The sequence below is a fragment of the Mesorhizobium yinganensis genome (genome assembly GCF_040081985.1).
In the GTDB taxonomy this organism is placed as follows: Bacteria; Pseudomonadota; Alphaproteobacteria; order Rhizobiales; family Rhizobiaceae; genus Kumtagia; species Kumtagia yinganensis.
Genome location: NZ_JBEBMH010000013.1, coordinates 1 through 17,069, shown reverse-complemented (window position 1 = coordinate 17,069; position 17,069 = coordinate 1). Strand labels below are relative to the sequence as shown.

The following is a 17,069-nucleotide window of genomic DNA, read 5'->3' as shown; positions in this document are numbered from 1 at the left end:
CGATTGATAATGCCGTTTCCTGCGGGTTTTCATGAGCTTGGCTTATGGCCGGCAATTGGCTGCGGCGCCCGCAGCCCAGCCGAGAGCAGCGTCGCCAGGACAAGCGCCGCGACCAGCACCGCCACCGCTGCCGTCCACCCGACCGCGTCGTAGACTTGGCCGAGGACGAAGCTGCCGACCAACCCGCCGCAATAATAGGAGGCGAGATAAATGCCGCCGGCGGATGCCTTGTCGGTGAGGGCGACACGCCCGACATGGCCGGTCGCGATGGCCTGCGCCAGGAATGTGCCGACGGCGACGAGCACCATGCCGGCGAGCACGGTCGCAAGGTTTGAGGACAGCAGGCACATCAGCCCCGCCACGGCCACGGCAAGCGAGATGGCGACACCGGCGCCCGGGCCGAATATCCTTGAAACCTTGCCGGCGAAGGGCGTGGTCAGCAGCGACGGCAGGAAGACGAAATAAACCAGGCCGAGCCCCATCGGCGAGAGACCGAGCGGCGGCGCCGTCAACTCGAAATTGACGTAGGTGTAGGTGCCGATGAAGACGAAGAGAATGAGGAAGCCGATCGCGAAGGCGTGACGCAGTTCGCGGTTGCCGAAATGCGCCGCCCAGCCGCGCATCGTCGGCATGCCGCCGGTCGCCATCATCGGTTCGGCCCTGCGCAGTGTGAACCTGACCAGCAGCGCGCCGGCGAGGTTCAGTCCGGCGAAGGTGAGGAAATTGCCTTCCAGTCCGAGCGTATCGGCAACGGCCGCCGAAAGGATGCGTCCGAAGAAATTGCTGGCGACGTTGCCGGTGACGTAGGCGGCCAGCGCTCCCGCAGCCTCTGCCGGCGAGAAGTGCTCGGCAAGATAAGCCATGGTCAGCGTGAAGGCGGCGGCCATGCACAGTCCCTGGGCGACCCGCAGCAAGCCAAAGACGAGGATGTCGTCGGTGAACGCCAGCAGCGTCGTCGGCAGAGCCAAAACGACAAGACTGATCCAGATGCCATTGCGGCGATCAATGTTCCTGCCGAACAGTGCCACGGCGATGCCGGCCACCGCCATGCCGAATGTGCTGGCGTTGACGGCGAAACCCATGGTGGCCCTGCTGACGTCGAATTTGTGAACCAGCGACGGCAGGATCGCCTGGGCGGCGAAGAGGTCGACGAGGGTCAGGAAGGCGATCAGCGCGATGATCGCGAAGCGAAAACTGTCGGCTGCGGCGAGCCGCAGACTTCCCGGCGCGGCATGGTCGGCTGCGAACATGTGACTGTCCTTTCATGCGAAACGACGTTCCGGGCGGGTAGGCCGGGAACGTCGTTCGGTCGACGTTGCAGTGGGAAAGGCGCCTTACATCGAGCCCGATGCGTCGGTTTCCGGCGAAAGAATGTCCGCGGAATAGAGCACGACGGGCACGCTGCCGTTGTTCTTCCACCAGTGCGCGAGCTGGCCGAATTCGGCGGTGACGTCGCCGGCGACATGCTCGATCGGCACCTTGCAGGTGCTGCGGTATTCGGTGATGGCGCCTTCCGTGACGAGGATGTTGGCAGGGCGCGCTTCATGCGAATGCCATGGAACGACGCCGCCCGGCTGCACGACGAGCTTGCGCATGCGCAACTGGCTGCCTTTCCAGGCGTCGCCCTTGGACGACAGGTCGATTGCCGAGATCACCTCGTCGGTGACGTCTTTTGGCATGGTGGCGCCGGCCTCCATGGCGTTGTCGGCGACCTGGTCGGCAGGGCAATCGCCGGCCAGGGCCGTGCCCATGGAAATCATGCTGGCTCCAGCCAGCAGGCCGAGCGCCATCAGGGCGCGAAACGGCTTGTGCGTCGCGGTCATCTTCGAAGTCATTTTGCGGTTCTCCTTGTTCGCACCCGGCGTGGAGGATTCCCGCGGGGCATGGATGCCAGAGTGGCCGGGACGACTTTCCAAGAGAAATGCCGGGTGTTTTTGGTTTCGATAGCACCGGCGCATGGCGCAACGGGCTTGTGCACGATCAGACTCAGGCCGACGAAAGCTGCCGTGCGGGATCGGATGGGGGCGGAATGTAGCCGCAACGACGCCACGGTCCGCACAGCCGCCCTCGCGATCACTTTAGTGCGCCTGGATGTTGATGCGTCTCGCGTCGGTTATGCCGCCGGACGCCGCAGCGTTGCCGGACCCGGGCCTTCCGCCCAGCCATAAGATTTCACCGCGCCGACAAAAGTGGCGACGGCCGGCGAGAAACGGCGGCCGGCGACGGTGACGAGGCAGACTTCTCTCGAAACCTCGGGATCGGCGACCGGGCGGACCTGGAGGCCAGGAACCACGGCGCTGTATTCCGGGATAAAACATATGCCCAGCCCGCCGGCGACGAGGTTCTGGATCCAGTCCTCGCGCTCGCTCGAATAAGAGTCGAGCGTCTTTACCCCGCGCTCGTCGCAGAGCTGCGAAAGATAGTCCCAATATTCGCAGTTGACTCGCTTCAGATACACCTCGCCGTCGATCGCCTTGATTGGAATGGCGTCATAGCTGGCGAGCCGGTGGCCGGCCGGGAAAGCCAGCATGAATCGCTCGCGGAACAGCGATGTCACGTCGAAGCGCTCGGGAAAATTTTCCGCTGTCGACATGATGGCGACGTCGATATCTCCGGCCTCAAGCAGCTGCGAGAGTTTCGCAGGCACGCCCTCGATCAGTTCGAGCTGGATGCCTTTGTGACGCATGTTGAAGTCGGTGAGCAGCCCGGTGAAGCGGCGCGGTCCGATCGTGCACATGATGCCGACCTTGAGATGCGCCTCGTCGAGACAGAGGAAACGCGAGGCTTCCTGGCGAACGCCCGTCAATTCGTCGAGCACTTGCTGGAAACGCGGCCTGAGCAGCGCACCGAGATCCGTGATGTGGGTGAGATTGCGTTCGCGCCGGAACAGCAGGCCGCCAACCTCGTCCTCGAGCTGCTGTATGGCGCGCGAGAGTGCCGGCTGCGTGACATTACATTTTTCCGCCGCGCGCGTGAAATTGCGGGTCTCGCACACGGCGAGGAAATAACGGATGTGGTGAATATCCATGCCCATCCCCAAGACGGCCGGCCGCCGATGACGTCCTTTCTCGCGCGACGGTGAGCCAGGACGCCAATGCAAACCGCATATCGAAACCATAGCACAGCGGCATTTCAAACCGGCGTCGGCGTCGAGCACAGTTCGGCAAGACAACATCGAACGTTACTTCGCAATGGAGATCATCATGCTGAAATTTGTCGAAGCCGGCGCGGAAGCCTTGACTGGCCGGCGGCCGCTGGAAGGCCGCACAGCGATCGTCACGGGCTCGACCAGCGGCATCGGACTCGGCATCGCCAGGGCGTTTGTCGAGGCGGGCGCCGCGGTGATGCTCAACGGTTTTGGTGATGCGGTAGAGATCGAATCACTGCGCGCTGCTCTCGCCGATGAGAACGACGTCGACGTCGCTTACGACAACGCCGACATGTCGGACCGCGCGGCGATACACATGATGGTCGAACGCGCGGCAATGCGTTTCGGCCAGGTCGATATCGTCGTCAGCAATGCCGGCATCCAGCACGTCGCGCCGATCGGCGAGTTCCCGCCGGCGAAATGGGACTCGATCCTGTCGATCAACCTCTCGGCCGCCTTCCACCTGATCCAGGCGACATTCGACGGCATGCGTGGACGCGGCTACGGCCGCATAATCAACGTCGCCTCCGCGCATGGGCTGGTCGCTTCGCCCTTCAAGGCTGCCTATGTCGCCGCCAAGCACGGCATGGTTGGCCTCACCAAGGTTGTGGCACTGGAAGGTGCCGAGTTCGGGATCACCTCGAACGCGATCTGTCCCGGCTATGTCTGGACGCCGCTGGTCGAGAAGCAGATCGACGACCAGGCGAAGTCCCACAACATCGCCCGCGATGCGGTGATCCGCGACGTGTTTCTGAAAAACCAGCCGACAAAACGCTTTGCGACGACAGAAGAATTGGGCACGCTCGCGGTCTTTCTATGTACCGACGCGGCCGCATCGATCACCGGCACGGCATTGCCGGTTGACGGCGGCTGGACCGCCCATTGACGCTCCTGCCGGAGCCATAACAACGAGGGAACGACCATGAACCAGCATGCGACAATCGACACGGCCGACGCCGCGACACCTGCCATGGCGCCGGTCGCGGTCCGCGAACCGCGCACGATCAATCTCGCTTTGCAGGGCGGCGGCGCGCATGGCGCCTTCACCTGGGGCGTGCTCGACCGGCTGCTCGACGAGCCCAGCCTTTCCTTCGAGGGCGTGGTGGCGACCAGCGCCGGCGCGATGAACGCCGCCGTGCTCGCCTATGGGCTGGCCGAGGGCGGACGGCGCGGCGCGCAGAAGGCGCTCGCCAATTTCTGGCGGCGCGTCAGCCATGCTTCCGCTTTCGGGCCGTTGCAGCCTAGCGTGCTCGACCGGGTGACCGGCTCAAAGTCGCTCGAATACTCGCCGGCCTTCGTCGTGTTCGACATGGTGACGCGGCTGATGTCGCCCTACCAGTTCAACCCGCTGAACTTCAATCCGTTGCGCAAGGTGCTGGAACAGTCGATCGACCTCGACGCGATCCGCATGGCGCGCTGTCCGGTAAAGGTAAACATCTGCGCCACCAACGTGCGTACCGGCAAGGTCAAGGTGTTCTCCAACGACGAGTTGTCGATCGATGCGATCATGGCTTCGGCCTGCCTGCCGTTCCTGTTCCAGGCGGTGGAAATCGACGGCGAGGCATATTGGGACGGCGGTTATATGGGCAACCCGGCGATCTTCCCGCTGATCTATTCATGCGAAACGCCGGACGTACTGATTGTTCACATCAACCCGATCGAACGACCCGAATTGCCGCGCACGGCAATGGAGATCCTGAACCGCATCAACGAGATCAGCTTCAATTCCTCGCTGCTTCGCGAGATGAGGGCGATCGCCTTCGTCACCCAACTCATCGAGTCGGAGGCAGGTAGCATGCTCGACCTCAAGCGCATGCACATCCACGGAATCTCCGACGACGAGGCGATGAAGAAGCTCAGTGTGTCATCCAAGCTGAATGCCGACTGGGGTGCGCTGACCGATCTGCGCGACCGGGGGCGTGAGCGCGCCGACGAGTGGCTGGAAGCCAGTTACGGCGACATCGGCAAGCGGTCGACCGTCGACATCCGCGAAAAGTATCTCTGATCCGAAGGCAGCGTCGCGGCTTCGTATTGAAAATCGCTATCGGCGGGCGTCCCCTCCACCCGCCGCCGGGCCGTGTTCCGCCCCCGTTCGCGGCCCAGAAAAGCCCTCCGGCGCCCACCGGAGGGTTTTTCCGTTGGTGCCGCAGGCCGCCACGTAACGAATAGCCCGACGCTATCGAAACCATGCCGAGACAGCATTTCAGACGATCGTTGGGATCGGCGAATGTCGTCTCGGACAGGTCGATGGCCCGTCGATACGCAACCTCACAGGAAGGGACTTTTCCATGATCAACACCCGCACTCTCCTCGGTTCGGCGCTTGCCGCTGCCACGTCGCTCGCCGCTTCCGGCTCCTTCGCCGGTCCCGCCGCCCAGCCTGATTTCTCGTTCGAGAAATGCTACGGCGTGGTCAAGGCTGGCCAGAATGACTGCCAGACCGCGACGCACTCCTGCGCTGGAACGTCCACCGCCGACAACCAGGGCGACTCCTGGATCTACGTGCCGGCCGGCACCTGCGCCAAGATTTCCGGCGGAAGCAACGAACCCAAGGCCTGATCCCAAACGGCAAGCAGCGGAGGAACTGACCGATGTCCGACATTTTCCCTTCTCTCACCATCCCGAGGGCGGCGGGCATCGGTCTTCGCTCCCGCCATATCGCCGAGATCCTGGCCCGCCGCCCCGCGGCGGGCTGGCTGGAGGTCCACGCCGAGAACTACATGGGCGAATCCGCCCAGGTTTCGGCACTCGAGAAACTGCGCGAAACCTACCCGCTCTCCGTTCACGGCGTCGGCCTTTCACTCGGCAGCGCGAGTGGGCTCGACACCGATCACCTGGAGCGGCTGCGAAAGGTCTGCCAGCGTTTTCAGCCAGACCTCGTCTCCGAGCATCTCGCCTGGAGCGTCGCCGATGGCGCCTATCTCAACGACCTGTTGCCGCTGCGCTATGACGATCAGGCGCTTGCCATCGTGGCGCGCAATATCGACCGGCTGCAGGAAACGCTGAAGCGGCAGGTGCTGATCGAGAACCTGTCGGCCTACATCGCATTCGCCGGCTCCACCATGACCGAGGCCGAGTTTCTCGCCGGACTGGTTAAGCGAACCGGCTGCGGCCTGCTGCTCGACGTCAACAACGTCTTCGTATCGGCTCACAATCTGGGCTTCAACGCCGCGGATTTCATCGCGACGCTGCCTGCGGAAGCGGTCGGCGAGATCCATCTCGCCGGTCACGCCGTCAACCATGTCGGCGACGACACCATCCTGATCGACGATCACGGCTCGCGCGTCCCGCCGGCCGTCTGGTCGCTATATGCTGACACCCTCCAGACGATCGGCTCGCGTCCGACGCTGATCGAATGGGATACGGAGGTGCCTGAGCTCGACGTGCTGCTCGGAGAGGCGATGTGGGCGGACATGCTTTCGGCGTCGATCGCCTTCGGGCGCAGGGCCGGGGACCCGCCATCCAAGCGAGACAGCCGTTTCTCCAGCGTCGTCGTTCCTTTCGAGCGCAAACCCAACCGTGGCCGCATGCCGGCGCTCGCCGCCTTCGAGGCACTGCGCCTCGCACCCGCGACCAATCCGCAAACCGGGAGCCGCCGCCATGCTGTCGCTTGATGCCTTGCAGAAGACGATCGCCCGCTCGGTGCTGGGCGGCAACAGTTTCGGGCTGGCGCCTCTGCTGGAGGCCGGGCAGTTCGATCCCTACGGCAGGCTGCGCGTCTACCAGAACAACACGCGCGCCTCGCTCACCGCGACCTTGATGGCCGTGTTTCCGGTCACCGTCAAACTCGTCGACGAGCGCTTCTTCCGCTACGCGGCAAGTGAATTTGTCCGTCGCAATCCGCCGCGCGAGCCGCGGCTCAGCCGCTACGGCTCGGATTTCCCGGCTTTCTTGCGAACCTTCGACGGCCTGGAGGAGATGCCCTACGTTTCCGAAACGGCCCGGCTCGAATGGACGATCGCCGAGGCACTGGACACCGCCACGCGCCCGGCACGAACCCTGGCTGATCTCGACAAGGCCGATGCCGAGGCGACGCCGGACCTTATTCTGCAGCCGTCTTTGCGTATGCTCGTCTCCCACTGGCCGGTTCTGTCGATCTGGTCGGCGCACCAGGACGGCGGAGAACCCATGCATGTCGACGCCTCACGGCGGCGCCCCGAGCGCATCGCGCTTTGGCGCAGCGGTGAAAGCGTGCGCTTCGCCAGTCTGCCTGCTGCCCAGTTCGCGTTCCGCAATTCGCTCAGGGGAGGACTGGGCCTGGAGAAGGCCGTCTCCCGCGCCCTTGCTCACGACCCGATGTTCGACGTGCTCGGCGCGCTGGTCGGCTTGTTCGGCGACGGTCTTGTCGCACATGTCCGTTTCGATCCAAACCCCAGCAATTGATGGAGAGTCCTGTGGCCATGACCCATTCGATGCCCATGCCGCACCGGTGCGGCTGGACAGGCCGCATACGCGGCCTGATCCGGATCGCCGATGCCTTTCCGCTATCGCTCGTCCAACTCGCCAGTCGCGTCGCCGTCGCCAACGTCTTCTGGCAGTCGGCGCAGACCAAACTCGCCTCCTGGCCGGTGACGCTGCAGCTTTTTGCCTACGAGTACAAGCTGCCGATCCTGCCGCCTGACGTCGCCGCGCCGATGGCGACGGCGGCGGAGCTTTCCGGCGCGGTGCTGATCGCACTCGGTCTGTTCTCGCGGCTAGCGGCGCTGATGCTGCTCGGCGTCGTCGCGACGATCCAGATCTTCGTCTATCCCGGCCATTGGGCCGAACATCTGATGTGGGCGTCGCTGCTGCTGCTCATCTTCGCGCGTGGCGCCGGTGTCTTCTCGCTCGATCATCTTGTCGCCCGCTTGTTCCGCGGCAGGGGCTGACCCATGTTGCGGCAAGCGATCGGAGAGATGACGATGGATGCCGTGATCGAAGACATCCGGGCCGACGGAACCGAAGACGCCGGGCGGCGGCCGCGCGTCGTCATCCTCGGTGCCGGCTTCGGCGGCCTCAACGCGGCTATCGGACTGCGCAACGCGCCCGTCGACGTCACCGTCATCGACCGCCGAAACTATCACCTGTTTCAGCCGCTGCTCTATCAGGTGGCCACCGCCGGCTTGTCTCCGGCCCAGATCGCCATGCCGATCCGCCGTATCCTGTCGCGCCAGAAGAATGCGACAGTGCTGATGGAAAAGGTCGAGGGCGTCGACACGGCCTCTCGCGAAGTCGTCATTGAAAACTGCCGGATTCCTTACGATTTCTTGGTGATCGCCACCGGCGCGCGCCACGCATATTTCGGTCATGACGATTGGGAGCCGGTAGCGCCGGGGCTGAAGACCATTCCAGACGCTACGGAAATCCGCGGGCGCATTCTGGCCGCCTTCGAGCGGGCGGAGGCGACGCAGGATGCCAATCTGCGTGTGACCTCCTCACCTTCGTCGTGGTCGGCGGCGGGCCGACCGGTGTCGAGCTGGCAGGCGCCATCGTCGAACTCGCCCGCCATGCCCTTGTCCGGGATTTCCGCCATATCGATCCCTCCTCGGGGCGGGTCATCCTAGTCGAGGCCGGTGACCGCATCCTGCCTACCTTCCCGGAAGAACTTTCCGCCAAGGCCAAGAAGCAACTGGAACGGCTTGGCGTAGAGGTGCGGTTGGGCGCGGCGGTCACCCGCTGCGATCGCGACGGCGTCAGCCTTGCGAACGGGCACGAGATCGCCGCCGCCTCGATCCTGTGGGCCGCGGGCGTCATGGCTTCACGCGCCGCCAAGTGGCTCGACGTACCGGCAGACCGGGCCGGGAGGGTCACAGTCGATGAGCGGCTGCATGTCCCCGGCCGCGACGGCGTCTACGTCATCGGCGATACGGCCGCCGTCAAGGGCGCTGAAGGGCGCCTGGTGCCGGGCGTTGCGCCGGCTGCAAAACAGATGGGCAAATACGTCGCCCGGCTGATCAAGGCGCGGCTGGCCGGCGCGACCATCGATCCGTTCCGCTACCATGACTACGGCAACCTCGCCACGATCGGCCGCAAGGCGGCGGTAGCCGATTTCGGATGGCTGCGGCTTTCCGGATTTCCGGCCTGGCTGCTCTGGTGCTTCGCCCACCACTTTTATCTGGTTGGCTTCCGCAACCGCATTGTCGTTTTCCTCGATTGGGCCTGGGCCTATGTCACCTTCGATCGCGGCGCGCGGCTCATCACCGACCGCAATGACCGGTAACGCAACGCAAGCAAACAGATTGCAAGGCTGGTCGCTGCCGCGAGTGCGGCTGGGCCGGGCGGTCACCGGTCTGCTTCTGCTTGCCGTCCTGTCGACCGCCGCCTTCGTGCACATCATCTGGCAGCGCACCGCCAGCGCCAATGTCGAGAAGGTCGTCGCCAGCCTCGACGCGCAGAGCGTCGGCGCCGTGCGCGGCGAACTGACATCAACGCTTGCGCTCGTCGCTTCCACCGCCGAGATCGTACGCTCGATCCTGTTCCAGGGCGCGATCAAGGCGGATGACGAGGTGAAGCGCGAGTTCCTGTTCCTGTCGCTGCTGCGTGAGCAACCGGCGATCGCCTGGATCGGCTTCGGATTTCCCGATGGTCGCTTCTTCGGTTCGCACGCGACATCTGAAGGCAAGATCGAGATGCTGGAGATCGGCGCGGGTGCGCCGGGCGCTTCCCGGCCGTTGCGCCGTGACACCTACCACCCAATTCCCGGCGACATTTTTTTCGAGCAGCGGTCGCTTGGCGAGACCGCCTACATCCCGCTGGGCGCCCCCTGGTTCAGGTTGGGCAAGGATGCGGTCGAACCCGTATGGACCGTCGCCGACATACTACCCGCCGGTTTCGAGCCGTCGATCGTCGTCTCCAAACGTGTCGAGATTTTTGGGAAATTCCAGGGTGTCGTCATGGTCGCCGTCAGCCTGCGCCGCCTTTCGCAGACATTGCAGGGCCTCGACATGGCGGAGGGCAGCAAGGCATTCGTACTTGGCCAGGACGGCATGGTGCTTGCCACTTCGAGCCCGGACGACGGCATCATGGCCTCGCGGCTCTCCGACTATCCCCGTTCCGACGCGCTGGCCGCCGCCGTCGCGACGACCGATGCGGCGGAGCCGAACAGGGAATATCGTACGCTCGCCAAGAGCGAAACGCTCGGGCCGGTCTTCATTTCTTCGACGCCGCTGCCATTCCAGGAATGGCGGCTTGTCACGGCAATACCGCGCTCGGTCTTTGCCGGCGAGATCGACCGCAACACCAGGCGCGTGCTGTTCGTCATCGCCGGCATGGCGTTGCTGGCGGCCGCCAGCGCGGTGCTGTTCGCCAACCTCCTCTTCGCCCGACCGCTCAGGCGGCTCGCCGGCCAATTGCATGCGGTCGAACACTTCGAGCTGGATAAAGTGCGCCACACGCCAACCTTTCTCGTCGAACTCAACGATCTGTCCCAGGCGCTGAAGCGCATGGCCGGCGGCCTGTCTGCTTTCGGCCGCTATCTGCCGCTCGATGTCGTGCGCCCACTGGTCCAGGGCGACATCGAGCCGAAGCCGGGTGGCGAACTCACCGAGATCACCGTGCTGTTTGCAGACCTGCCCGGCTTCACCGAGCTGACGGAACAGCTAGGACCGGGCGTCGAACCACACCTGACCAGCTTTCTGACGCTGGCGGTGGACGCGATCCACGCCGAAGGCGGGACGGTTGACAAGTTCATCGGCGACGCGGTGATGGCGATCTGGAACGCGCCCAATGAGTTGCCCGATCACGCAGCGCGAGCCTGCCGGGCGGCGGCCGCCATCCGCGCCGCCATGCATGCGAGGCCAGCGATCTCGCCCGACCGTGACGAAATCCGCGTTCGCATCGGCATCAATACGGGAACCGCATTGGTCGGCAATGTCGGTTCGGTGGAACGACTAAGCTACACGGCGATCGGCGATACGGTGAACCTCGCCAGCCGCCTGGTCGGCGTCGCCAAGGAACATGGCGTGGAGATCGTCATCAGCGGCGCAACGCTGCAAGCCGCGGCCGGCACCGTTGCGTCGCGTCCTCTCGGTATCACCATGGTGCGCGGCAAGGCGGTGCCGGTGGAGATTCACGCTTTGGGCTGAGATCGGCTGGCGGTGCCGTCCTGCAATTTGCACTCATGTAATGGCATTCGTCGCCGTCTACGTTTGCACATATCGGTCGCTGTTGCTTGGCGGCGTCAGTTTCACGGACTGGCCGGCTGTATTGCCTCCAATCTGCAACATCGAATAGGCTTCCTCCTGAGGGAGCTCATCCGCATGGAAATGCAGCAGGTTCGCTATTTTCTGGCCCTCGCCAAGACGCTCAATTTCACGAGAGCGGCGGCGGAGTGTCATGTCAGCCAGCCTGCGCTCACTCGTTCGATCAAGCAGCTCGAAGATGAACTTGGCGGTGCCCTGATCCGCCGAGAGAGGGGACACTCTCATTTGACGGAACTCGGCCGTCGGATGCTGCCCACGCTGCAGCAATGCTATGAAGCGGCTGTTTCGGCAAAGGCGATAGCGAAAGCCGTCCATGACAGCGACGTGGCTTCGATCAATATCGCCGTCGCCAATTGCGTGAACATGGCTGTGCTTGCGCAATCCGTCGCCGAACTCGCGCGATGCTATCCAGCCCTGGAACTGAAGATCCGGCGGGGGGCTGCATCTGCTATCCTTGACGCTCTGAAGGACGGCGAGGTGGATATCGCGATCGCGGGGCCGTTGAGTTCGTGGGAGCGCTTGAACATGTGGCCTCTCTTTCGCGAACAGATCCTGGTAGCGGTCAATGTCGATCACCGGTTTGGCCGGCGCATACCGCCCGATATCGCAATCGCGGAACTCGCGGGCGAGGTTTTCCTGCGCCGCGCGGATTGCGAACTTCGAAACGATCACGACAGGTCTTTAGCCGGCTTCGTTCCCTCAATTGAACACGAGGTCGAGATGGATCATGATCTGCTGGCTCTGCTCGAGGCCAACGCCGGCGTAGCGTTCCTTTCGGTGACCGCGCCTGGCTCCGCGAGGGTGCGTCTTCTCAGGCCGGACATCGAACTCTCACGGACGATCTCCGTCTTTGCGATAGCCGGCCGCATGAATTCGGCTGCCGGCGGATTGCTTCTTAGCCTGCTCCGCGCGGCAGACTGGTCGCCTTTCGGTGTCAGCGAGCCTGTCTGACAGCGGCGAGCAGATCATCGATCTCCATCCGTCGCCGGTGATCGGGGTCGACATAACGAGCAACTATGGCGCCGTCGCTGCCGACCACAAATGTTGCGGGAATAGGCAGCAACCAAGCTGAATTGCCCTGATATCGGGGAAGATCGACGCCGGCCTCCGCCATGATCCTTTCCATTTCCAACCCGACCCAAATGGCTAGATCCAGGGAAAGCGCATACCCGTTGGCGGCGTCAGTAAGAAAAGGAAAGCGCGCTCTCGCACTCTCCTTGAGGATTTTGGAGTATCTCGCGTGCTCGGGAACGATTGCCACGAGCTGTGCGCCCAAACCCTCGATCTTGTCCTGTACGGCGGCAACGCTAACAGCGGTCAATCGGCAATAGGGGCACCAATGCCCGCGCTGGAATGTGACGACGAGCGGTCCTCGCCGAAGCAAATCCGCAAGCCTGACCACCTTGCCGTTTTCGTCGGGCAGCACGAAGCCGGGCAGCATCTGTCCCACTTTGGGGGTGGAATGCCCGACATCATTGCTCTTCAGGCGTGTTACGAGCCGGCCTATCGCTTCCGCCTGTTGCGGACGAAAACGCTGCACCGCATCGGCGATCAATCCGAGACGTTGCCGCAGCGGAGCATCGAGCTCTATGGCTGCCTTTACGGCTTGCGCCAGCGGTGGCATTCCCTGTTCCAGTGTCAACCCCGCGATCCTTTTCGCCTGAAGCAGAAATACTATGGTACAGTGTTGCCACTTCTCGCAAGCATTGGAAGATTAACCTGGCCAAATCTTCGAGGGATGAGCCTCGCTTCCAGATCGCTCTGCAAGATGCTCGACACCCGTCCAGCAATAAAATGCCATCCTGCTATCGAAACCATGCGCTCATGGTATTGGTCGGCATGTCCTCCGACGGGATAGAACAGCAGCGTCCACAAAGGGCTGGAGGGCGCCATGGACATTCATCACATCCGCTATTTCCTCGCTGTGTGCGAGACACGCAATTTCACGCGGGCGGCCGAACGATGCAACGTCACTCAGCCTGCGCTGTCCCGCGCCGTTCAGCAGCTCGAGGACGAAGTCGGCGGCCTCCTGTTCCGGCGCGAGCGCAATCTTACGCACATCACCGATCTCGGCGCACTGCTTCGTCCCCGCTTCCAACAGATCGTCGACGAATTGATGGGTGTCCGACAGGAAGCTTCGCAATTCCTTTGCCTGGACGATGCCCATTTGAAGGTCGGCGTCATGTGCACGATCGGTCCCCGGCGGTTCACCGGTCTGCTCACAGACTTCAACCGGCGCCACAGCGGCATCCGCCTACAGCTCATCGAAGGCGTTCCCGACAAGCTTTCGGGCATGCTCGAGGCGGGAGACCTCGACGTTGCGATCATGTCGACAAGCGGCTCGTTCCCGGAACGCTTCGATTTTACCTGCCTGTTTCACGAGCGCTTCATGCTCGCCGTCCCACCGGGCCATCAACTTGCGAGATATGAGGCGATCCCGATCACGGCGATCGATGGCGAGATCTACCTGCGGCGTATCAATTGCGAATACGCCGACTATCTGTCGAAGCTTTGCGAGGTGCGTGGTGTCAAAGTGCTCGTGTCCTATTCAAGCGAGCGCGAGGACTGGATCCAGAACATGGTGGCCGGCGGATTGGGCATTTGCTTCATCCCAGAATACAGCGCGGTGATCCCCGGGCTACAGGTGCGTCCTGTCGCGGAACCGCAGGTGGTGCGACAAGTCTGCCTCGTCACGGTCGCGGGTCGGCGCTTTTCGCCCGCGGTACTAACCTTCGTAAATTCCGTCAAATCCTATGATTGGGCGGAGGGAAACGCCGTGGAGGTTCCGCAACGCTCAGCGGCGTGAGAAATCTGGCCCAGATCTTGAGACATAAATGCCGGCCAGCACTTACAGCAACCCGACGGTTAATAGGTCCCTCGTAGAGGCAGCCGCAGTTCGCTATAGTTCATTGATGCGTCGTCGATGCCGTATTGATGTGTTTCTATCCTCGGCTGACTCAGCCGTCGCTTTGAGTGTAAAACTGTGTTCGCGAGCCACCAATTCACACCGCATCGTGCAGTCGGAAGTTCTCCAGCACGCTGGCGTAGTACAATTTGTCCTTCGAAGCACGCAGAGCCACTTTCAGTTTGGGAATCTCTCGAAGCGCTGGCATTCCATAGCTAGTTGTGGATCTCAATAGGTTGTCCTTAGTTAGTCCGAGGCGGCTGATAGGTGGTTTGGATTTTAAGCTGGCGTGTGGCCTGTACCAATAGTAGCGATGAAGCCATCTTGGCAGTTCGGCGGTGCGTTCATGACAAGTGTTGTAGGCTCGGGCGCAAGCCCATCCGCGCGGGCTCGTCTGGACGAAGCGCTCAGCCTTGCCGTTGGTCTTGGGCGTGTACGGCCTGGTGAATATCTGACGAAGACGCAAACGCTTGCAGGCTGCCCGGAAAGCTTTTGATCGGCAGCAGGAGCCGTTGTCGGTCATCACGCGCAGCACCTTAATGCCAAGGCTGGCGTAATAAGCGATGGCAGCTTCGAGGAAGGCGACAGCGCTCTCCTTGCGCTGGTCGGGCATGACCTGGACGAAAGCGACGCGAGAGGCATCGTCGATGCAGACGTGGACGAATCCCCAGCCGATGCCGAGATGGCGGTTGACCGCGCCAGGATATCGCCCGGTGATGCGGTGTCCCACAGAACCGATCCGGCCGGGCTTCTTGATATCGAGATGGATGAGCTCGCCGGGATGCTCGCGCTCATAGCGGCGTACCGGCACGGCCAGTTCCAGGTCTTTCAGGCGGGACAGGCCGGCATGTGCCAGCACCCGGCTCACCGTCGCCTCGGACACGCCGGTTTGCATGGCGATGTGCTTGCCAGTCAGGCGCTGCCGGCGCAGCGCCACGATCGCATCCGCCACCGCGGCTTCGGTTCGCCTCGGGCTTGTCTTGGGCCGCGAGGAATGGTCGAACATGCCGGCGCTACCGCCCATGTAGACTCCTTCGAATATTGATCGGTGGAGTTCATTACGTCTTCGAAGGTGGTCAGGTGCGGAAGAGGGTCGATGGGGGCACCGTAGAAGTGTCCGAGGTCGAGTTTGCCCTATCGTCTGAGAGTAGGCCTTGCTCACCGATGGCTTCCAGCGTCCTTTGAGAACGCGGATTTTTGCCAACAAGATGCTGTGCTAGGTCTCGTGGACAAAGGGTAACCAAAGCTTGGCTGCTGCGATGGCGACGAAGCCAAGGTAGGATTCCTTTGTCTTGTCGTATCTGGTGGCGACGCGGCGCCAGTTCTTGAGCTTGTTGAACAGCCGCTCGACCAGGTTTCGCCACTTGTATTTCTCAGCATCGTATGGCGCGGGGTCCTTGCGGTTGCGCTTGGCCGGGATGACCGCCTCGATCTCGGCCTTCGCCAACGTCTCCCTGATGGCGTCGGCATCGTAGCCCTTGTCGGCCAGCAGCGCTTCGATCTTGCCGGCGATCATTCGCAGCAGCGGCGCGAAGCCTTTGATGTCATGCGCTTCTCCGCCCGTCACGACGAAGCCGAGCGGGCGGCCTCTGGCGTCGCAGCGGGCATGCAGCTTGGTGGTGAAGCCGCCGCGCGACCGACCAAGCGCCTCCGTCTGCTGAGTCCCCTTTTTATGCCGGCTGCGCAGTGATGCGCCCGGACAATCGTGCTGTCGATCATGTCGGCGGTACTATCTCGCTCGACCATTTCCGCCAGACTTTCCAGCATGGCATCGAACACGCCGGTTTCGACCCATCGCCGGTAGCGGCGGAACACGCTGTTCCACTTGCCGTACTCGTCGGGAAGATGTCGCCACTGCGCACCCGTGCGCCCCATCCACATCATGCCTTCGAAGTAGAGCCGGTTGTCTTGTGCCGGCCGACACCCGCGTCCGCGCTCAGGCGGCAGCAAAGGCCCGATCAGCGCCCATTCCTCGTCCGTCAGTCCAACGCGTTCGCCCAAGGCTCCCTCCAAAAAGAAGCCTTGAATCAAAACCGGATTCCTCAGTCAACGTTTGTCCACGAGCGCTAGCCTGTCTGAATCCACAGTTGACCTTCTAGTCTGCTCAATCGCCTCTCCGCGTCTCGTCCAGGAAGCCAGAAAACCAGGTCACAATGATCGCCAAGACCGAGCACCTCGCCACAAGAAATATCACGACCTCCGATGGCCGTTCACTCGCGTGCGTTGAGGTCGGCCATCCCGCCGGCCCCCTGATCATCCACAATCATGGTGGACCAAGCAGCAGGCTTGAAGTGCAACTGTTCGCGGATGCTGCCCAGAGATGCGGCATACGGCTGTTGGGTGTCGATCGGCCAGGCATAGGCCAGTCGAGCCCGCAGCCGTCGAGAGGATATCAGAGCTGGGCACAAGACTTGGAGCACATCGCCGACAGGCTAGGATACCAAAAGTTTGGCGTGACGGGCTGGTCTGAGGGCGGGCCTTGGGCGCTTGCCGCGGCGGCGTACATAGATCCTGCGCGACTGGTTCATGTCACTAGCGTTGCCGGCGGCAGCTACGGGGCGTTTGGGGACAACTCTGCGCGAAAATATCTATCCGAGGTGGACGCCCTTGGAGGATTTCTCGCAATGCACTTCGAGCCAGGCTGTTGATTTCCGCGAAGAACTGACCCGGGGTTTCCACTGAGAACTGACCCGGGTGGATGATGGGTCTGGGTCAGGTCGGGGTCAAGTTTTTGGTTTTCTCCTTCGCGGGTTTGACGGGTTTTGCCGAACTGTTCCTGAAGCGGAAGCTGTCGTTTCCGGTCTCCAGGATATGGCAATGGTGAGTTAGGCGATCGA

The 17,069-nt window shown here is 62.7% G+C and carries 15 protein-coding genes and 3 pseudogenes; 11 read left to right on the top strand and 7 right to left on the bottom strand.

The genetic code is table 11. The annotated features are described in order from the left end of the window. Nucleotides 1–29: 29 nt before the first annotated feature. The 3 genes from ABMA59_RS21605 to ABMA59_RS21595 all read right to left on the bottom strand — a co-directional run bounded on the left by ABMA59_RS21605 (nt 30) and on the right by ABMA59_RS21595 (nt 3,028). A complete protein-coding gene (locus tag ABMA59_RS21605) occupies nt 30–1,250 on the bottom strand; it encodes an MFS transporter (RefSeq protein WP_349007457.1) in 1,221 nt (406 codons plus the stop codon). Between the two features lie 84 nt (nt 1,251–1,334). Continuing rightward, nucleotides 1,335–1,835, bottom strand: a complete 501-nt coding sequence (locus ABMA59_RS21600; protein ID WP_425475962.1) for a cupin domain-containing protein — start codon at nt 1,833–1,835, stop codon at nt 1,335–1,337. A 278-nt stretch (nt 1,836–2,113) separates the two neighbouring features. Further along, nucleotides 2,114–3,028, bottom strand: coding sequence for a LysR family transcriptional regulator (locus tag ABMA59_RS21595; protein ID WP_349007456.1), 915 nt, complete (start codon nt 3,026–3,028; stop codon nt 2,114–2,116). A gap of 175 nt (nt 3,029–3,203) precedes the next feature. Here ABMA59_RS21595 and ABMA59_RS21590 point away from each other — a divergent pair, with 175 nt between their 5' ends. The 9 genes and pseudogenes from ABMA59_RS21590 to ABMA59_RS21550 all read left to right on the top strand — a co-directional run bounded on the left by ABMA59_RS21590 (nt 3,204) and on the right by ABMA59_RS21550 (nt 12,278). Beyond that, entirely contained in the window at nt 3,204–4,034 is an 831-nt protein-coding gene (locus tag ABMA59_RS21590; RefSeq protein WP_349007455.1) for a 3-hydroxybutyrate dehydrogenase, read from the top strand. A 36-nt stretch (nt 4,035–4,070) separates the two neighbouring features. Next, entirely contained in the window at nt 4,071–5,153 is a 1,083-nt protein-coding gene (locus ABMA59_RS21585; RefSeq protein ID WP_425475961.1) for a patatin-like phospholipase family protein, read from the top strand. Between the two features lie 283 nt (nt 5,154–5,436). After that, the gene (locus tag ABMA59_RS21580; RefSeq protein WP_349007454.1) at nt 5,437–5,706 is read left to right on the top strand and encodes a BufA1 family periplasmic bufferin-type metallophore; all 270 of its coding nucleotides are present in this window, start codon (nt 5,437–5,439) and stop codon (nt 5,704–5,706) included. A gap of 32 nt (nt 5,707–5,738) precedes the next feature. Then, the gene (gene bufB / locus ABMA59_RS21575; RefSeq protein WP_349007453.1) at nt 5,739–6,761 is read left to right on the top strand and encodes an MNIO family bufferin maturase; all 1,023 of its coding nucleotides are present in this window, start codon (nt 5,739–5,741) and stop codon (nt 6,759–6,761) included. Then, nucleotides 6,748–7,530, top strand: a complete 783-nt coding sequence (locus ABMA59_RS21570) for an HvfC/BufC family peptide modification chaperone (RefSeq protein ID WP_349007452.1) — start codon at nt 6,748–6,750, stop codon at nt 7,528–7,530. The genes bufB and ABMA59_RS21570 overlap by 14 nt, the downstream gene beginning before the upstream one ends. A gap of 35 nt (nt 7,531–7,565) precedes the next feature. After that, entirely contained in the window at nt 7,566–8,015 is a 450-nt protein-coding gene (locus tag ABMA59_RS21565; RefSeq protein ID WP_425475965.1) for a DoxX family protein, read from the top strand. A gap of 27 nt (nt 8,016–8,042) precedes the next feature. Continuing rightward, a pseudogene (locus ABMA59_RS21560) lies at nt 8,043–9,346 on the top strand (NAD(P)/FAD-dependent oxidoreductase). A 19-nt stretch (nt 9,347–9,365) separates the two neighbouring features. After that, nucleotides 9,366–11,210 (top strand): adenylate/guanylate cyclase domain-containing protein, encoded by a 1,845-nt coding sequence (locus ABMA59_RS21555; RefSeq protein ID WP_425475960.1) that lies wholly within the window; start codon nt 9,366–9,368, stop codon nt 11,208–11,210. Between the two features lie 12 nt (nt 11,211–11,222). Next, a complete protein-coding gene (locus ABMA59_RS21550) occupies nt 11,223–12,278 on the top strand; it encodes a LysR family transcriptional regulator (protein WP_349007450.1) in 1,056 nt (351 codons plus the stop codon). Here ABMA59_RS21550 and ABMA59_RS21545 read toward each other — a convergent pair. Beyond that, nucleotides 12,262–12,969 (bottom strand): peroxiredoxin-like family protein, encoded by a 708-nt coding sequence (locus ABMA59_RS21545; RefSeq protein WP_349007449.1) that lies wholly within the window; start codon nt 12,967–12,969, stop codon nt 12,262–12,264. The two genes, ABMA59_RS21550 and ABMA59_RS21545, sit on opposite strands and share 17 nt — an antisense overlap. 249 nt (nt 12,970–13,218) lie before the next feature. Here ABMA59_RS21545 and ABMA59_RS21540 point away from each other — a divergent pair, with 249 nt between their 5' ends. Further along, nucleotides 13,219–14,133, top strand: a complete 915-nt coding sequence (locus ABMA59_RS21540) for a LysR family transcriptional regulator (protein WP_349007448.1) — start codon at nt 13,219–13,221, stop codon at nt 14,131–14,133. 325 nt (nt 14,134–14,458) lie between these two features. Here ABMA59_RS21540 and ABMA59_RS21535 read toward each other — a convergent pair. Together ABMA59_RS21535 and ABMA59_RS21530 are read right to left on the bottom strand one after the other, a co-directional pair. Next, a pseudogene (locus ABMA59_RS21535) lies at nt 14,459–15,253 on the bottom strand (IS481 family transposase); the annotation flags it as partial. Between the two features lie 195 nt (nt 15,254–15,448). Continuing rightward, a pseudogene (locus ABMA59_RS21530) lies at nt 15,449–16,182 on the bottom strand (IS5 family transposase). A 203-nt stretch (nt 16,183–16,385) separates the two neighbouring features. Between ABMA59_RS21530 and ABMA59_RS21525 the strand changes: the two are divergent. Then, nucleotides 16,386–16,880 carry an alpha/beta fold hydrolase gene (locus ABMA59_RS21525; RefSeq protein ID WP_349007447.1) on the top strand — a complete coding sequence of 165 codons (495 nt, stop codon included), beginning with the start codon at nt 16,386–16,388 and terminating at the stop codon, nt 16,878–16,880. Between the two features lie 64 nt (nt 16,881–16,944). On the opposite strand, the gene ABMA59_RS21520 is transcribed toward ABMA59_RS21525, so the two are convergent. Continuing rightward, nucleotides 16,945–17,069: ATP-binding protein (locus tag ABMA59_RS21520; protein ID WP_349007100.1), on the bottom strand; the 125-nt coding region annotated here is incomplete at its 5' end.

Excerpts from the sequence above, each read along its gene's own strand:
- ABMA59_RS21565 (WP_425475965.1), top strand. The coding sequence starts at position 7,566 with ATGCCGCACCGGTGCGGCTGGACAGGCCGCATACGCGGCCTGATCCGG.
- ABMA59_RS21590 (WP_349007455.1), top strand. The coding sequence starts at position 3,204 with ATGCTGAAATTTGTCGAAGCCGGCGCGGAAGCCTTGACTGGCCGGCGG.
- ABMA59_RS21585 (WP_425475961.1), top strand. The coding sequence starts at position 4,071 with ATGAACCAGCATGCGACAATCGACACGGCCGACGCCGCGACACCTGCC.
- ABMA59_RS21580 (WP_349007454.1), top strand. The coding sequence starts at position 5,437 with ATGATCAACACCCGCACTCTCCTCGGTTCGGCGCTTGCCGCTGCCACG.
- ABMA59_RS21600 (WP_425475962.1), bottom strand. The coding sequence starts at position 1,835 with ATGACTTCGAAGATGACCGCGACGCACAAGCCGTTTCGCGCCCTGATG.
- ABMA59_RS21570 (WP_349007452.1), top strand. The coding sequence starts at position 6,748 with ATGCTGTCGCTTGATGCCTTGCAGAAGACGATCGCCCGCTCGGTGCTG.
- ABMA59_RS21605 (WP_349007457.1), bottom strand. The coding sequence starts at position 1,250 with ATGTTCGCAGCCGACCATGCCGCGCCGGGAAGTCTGCGGCTCGCCGCA.
- bufB (WP_349007453.1), top strand. The coding sequence starts at position 5,739 with ATGTCCGACATTTTCCCTTCTCTCACCATCCCGAGGGCGGCGGGCATC.
- ABMA59_RS21540 (WP_349007448.1), top strand. The coding sequence starts at position 13,219 with ATGGACATTCATCACATCCGCTATTTCCTCGCTGTGTGCGAGACACGC.
- ABMA59_RS21595 (WP_349007456.1), bottom strand. The coding sequence starts at position 3,028 with ATGGATATTCACCACATCCGTTATTTCCTCGCCGTGTGCGAGACCCGC.
- ABMA59_RS21525 (WP_349007447.1), top strand. The coding sequence starts at position 16,386 with ATGATCGCCAAGACCGAGCACCTCGCCACAAGAAATATCACGACCTCC.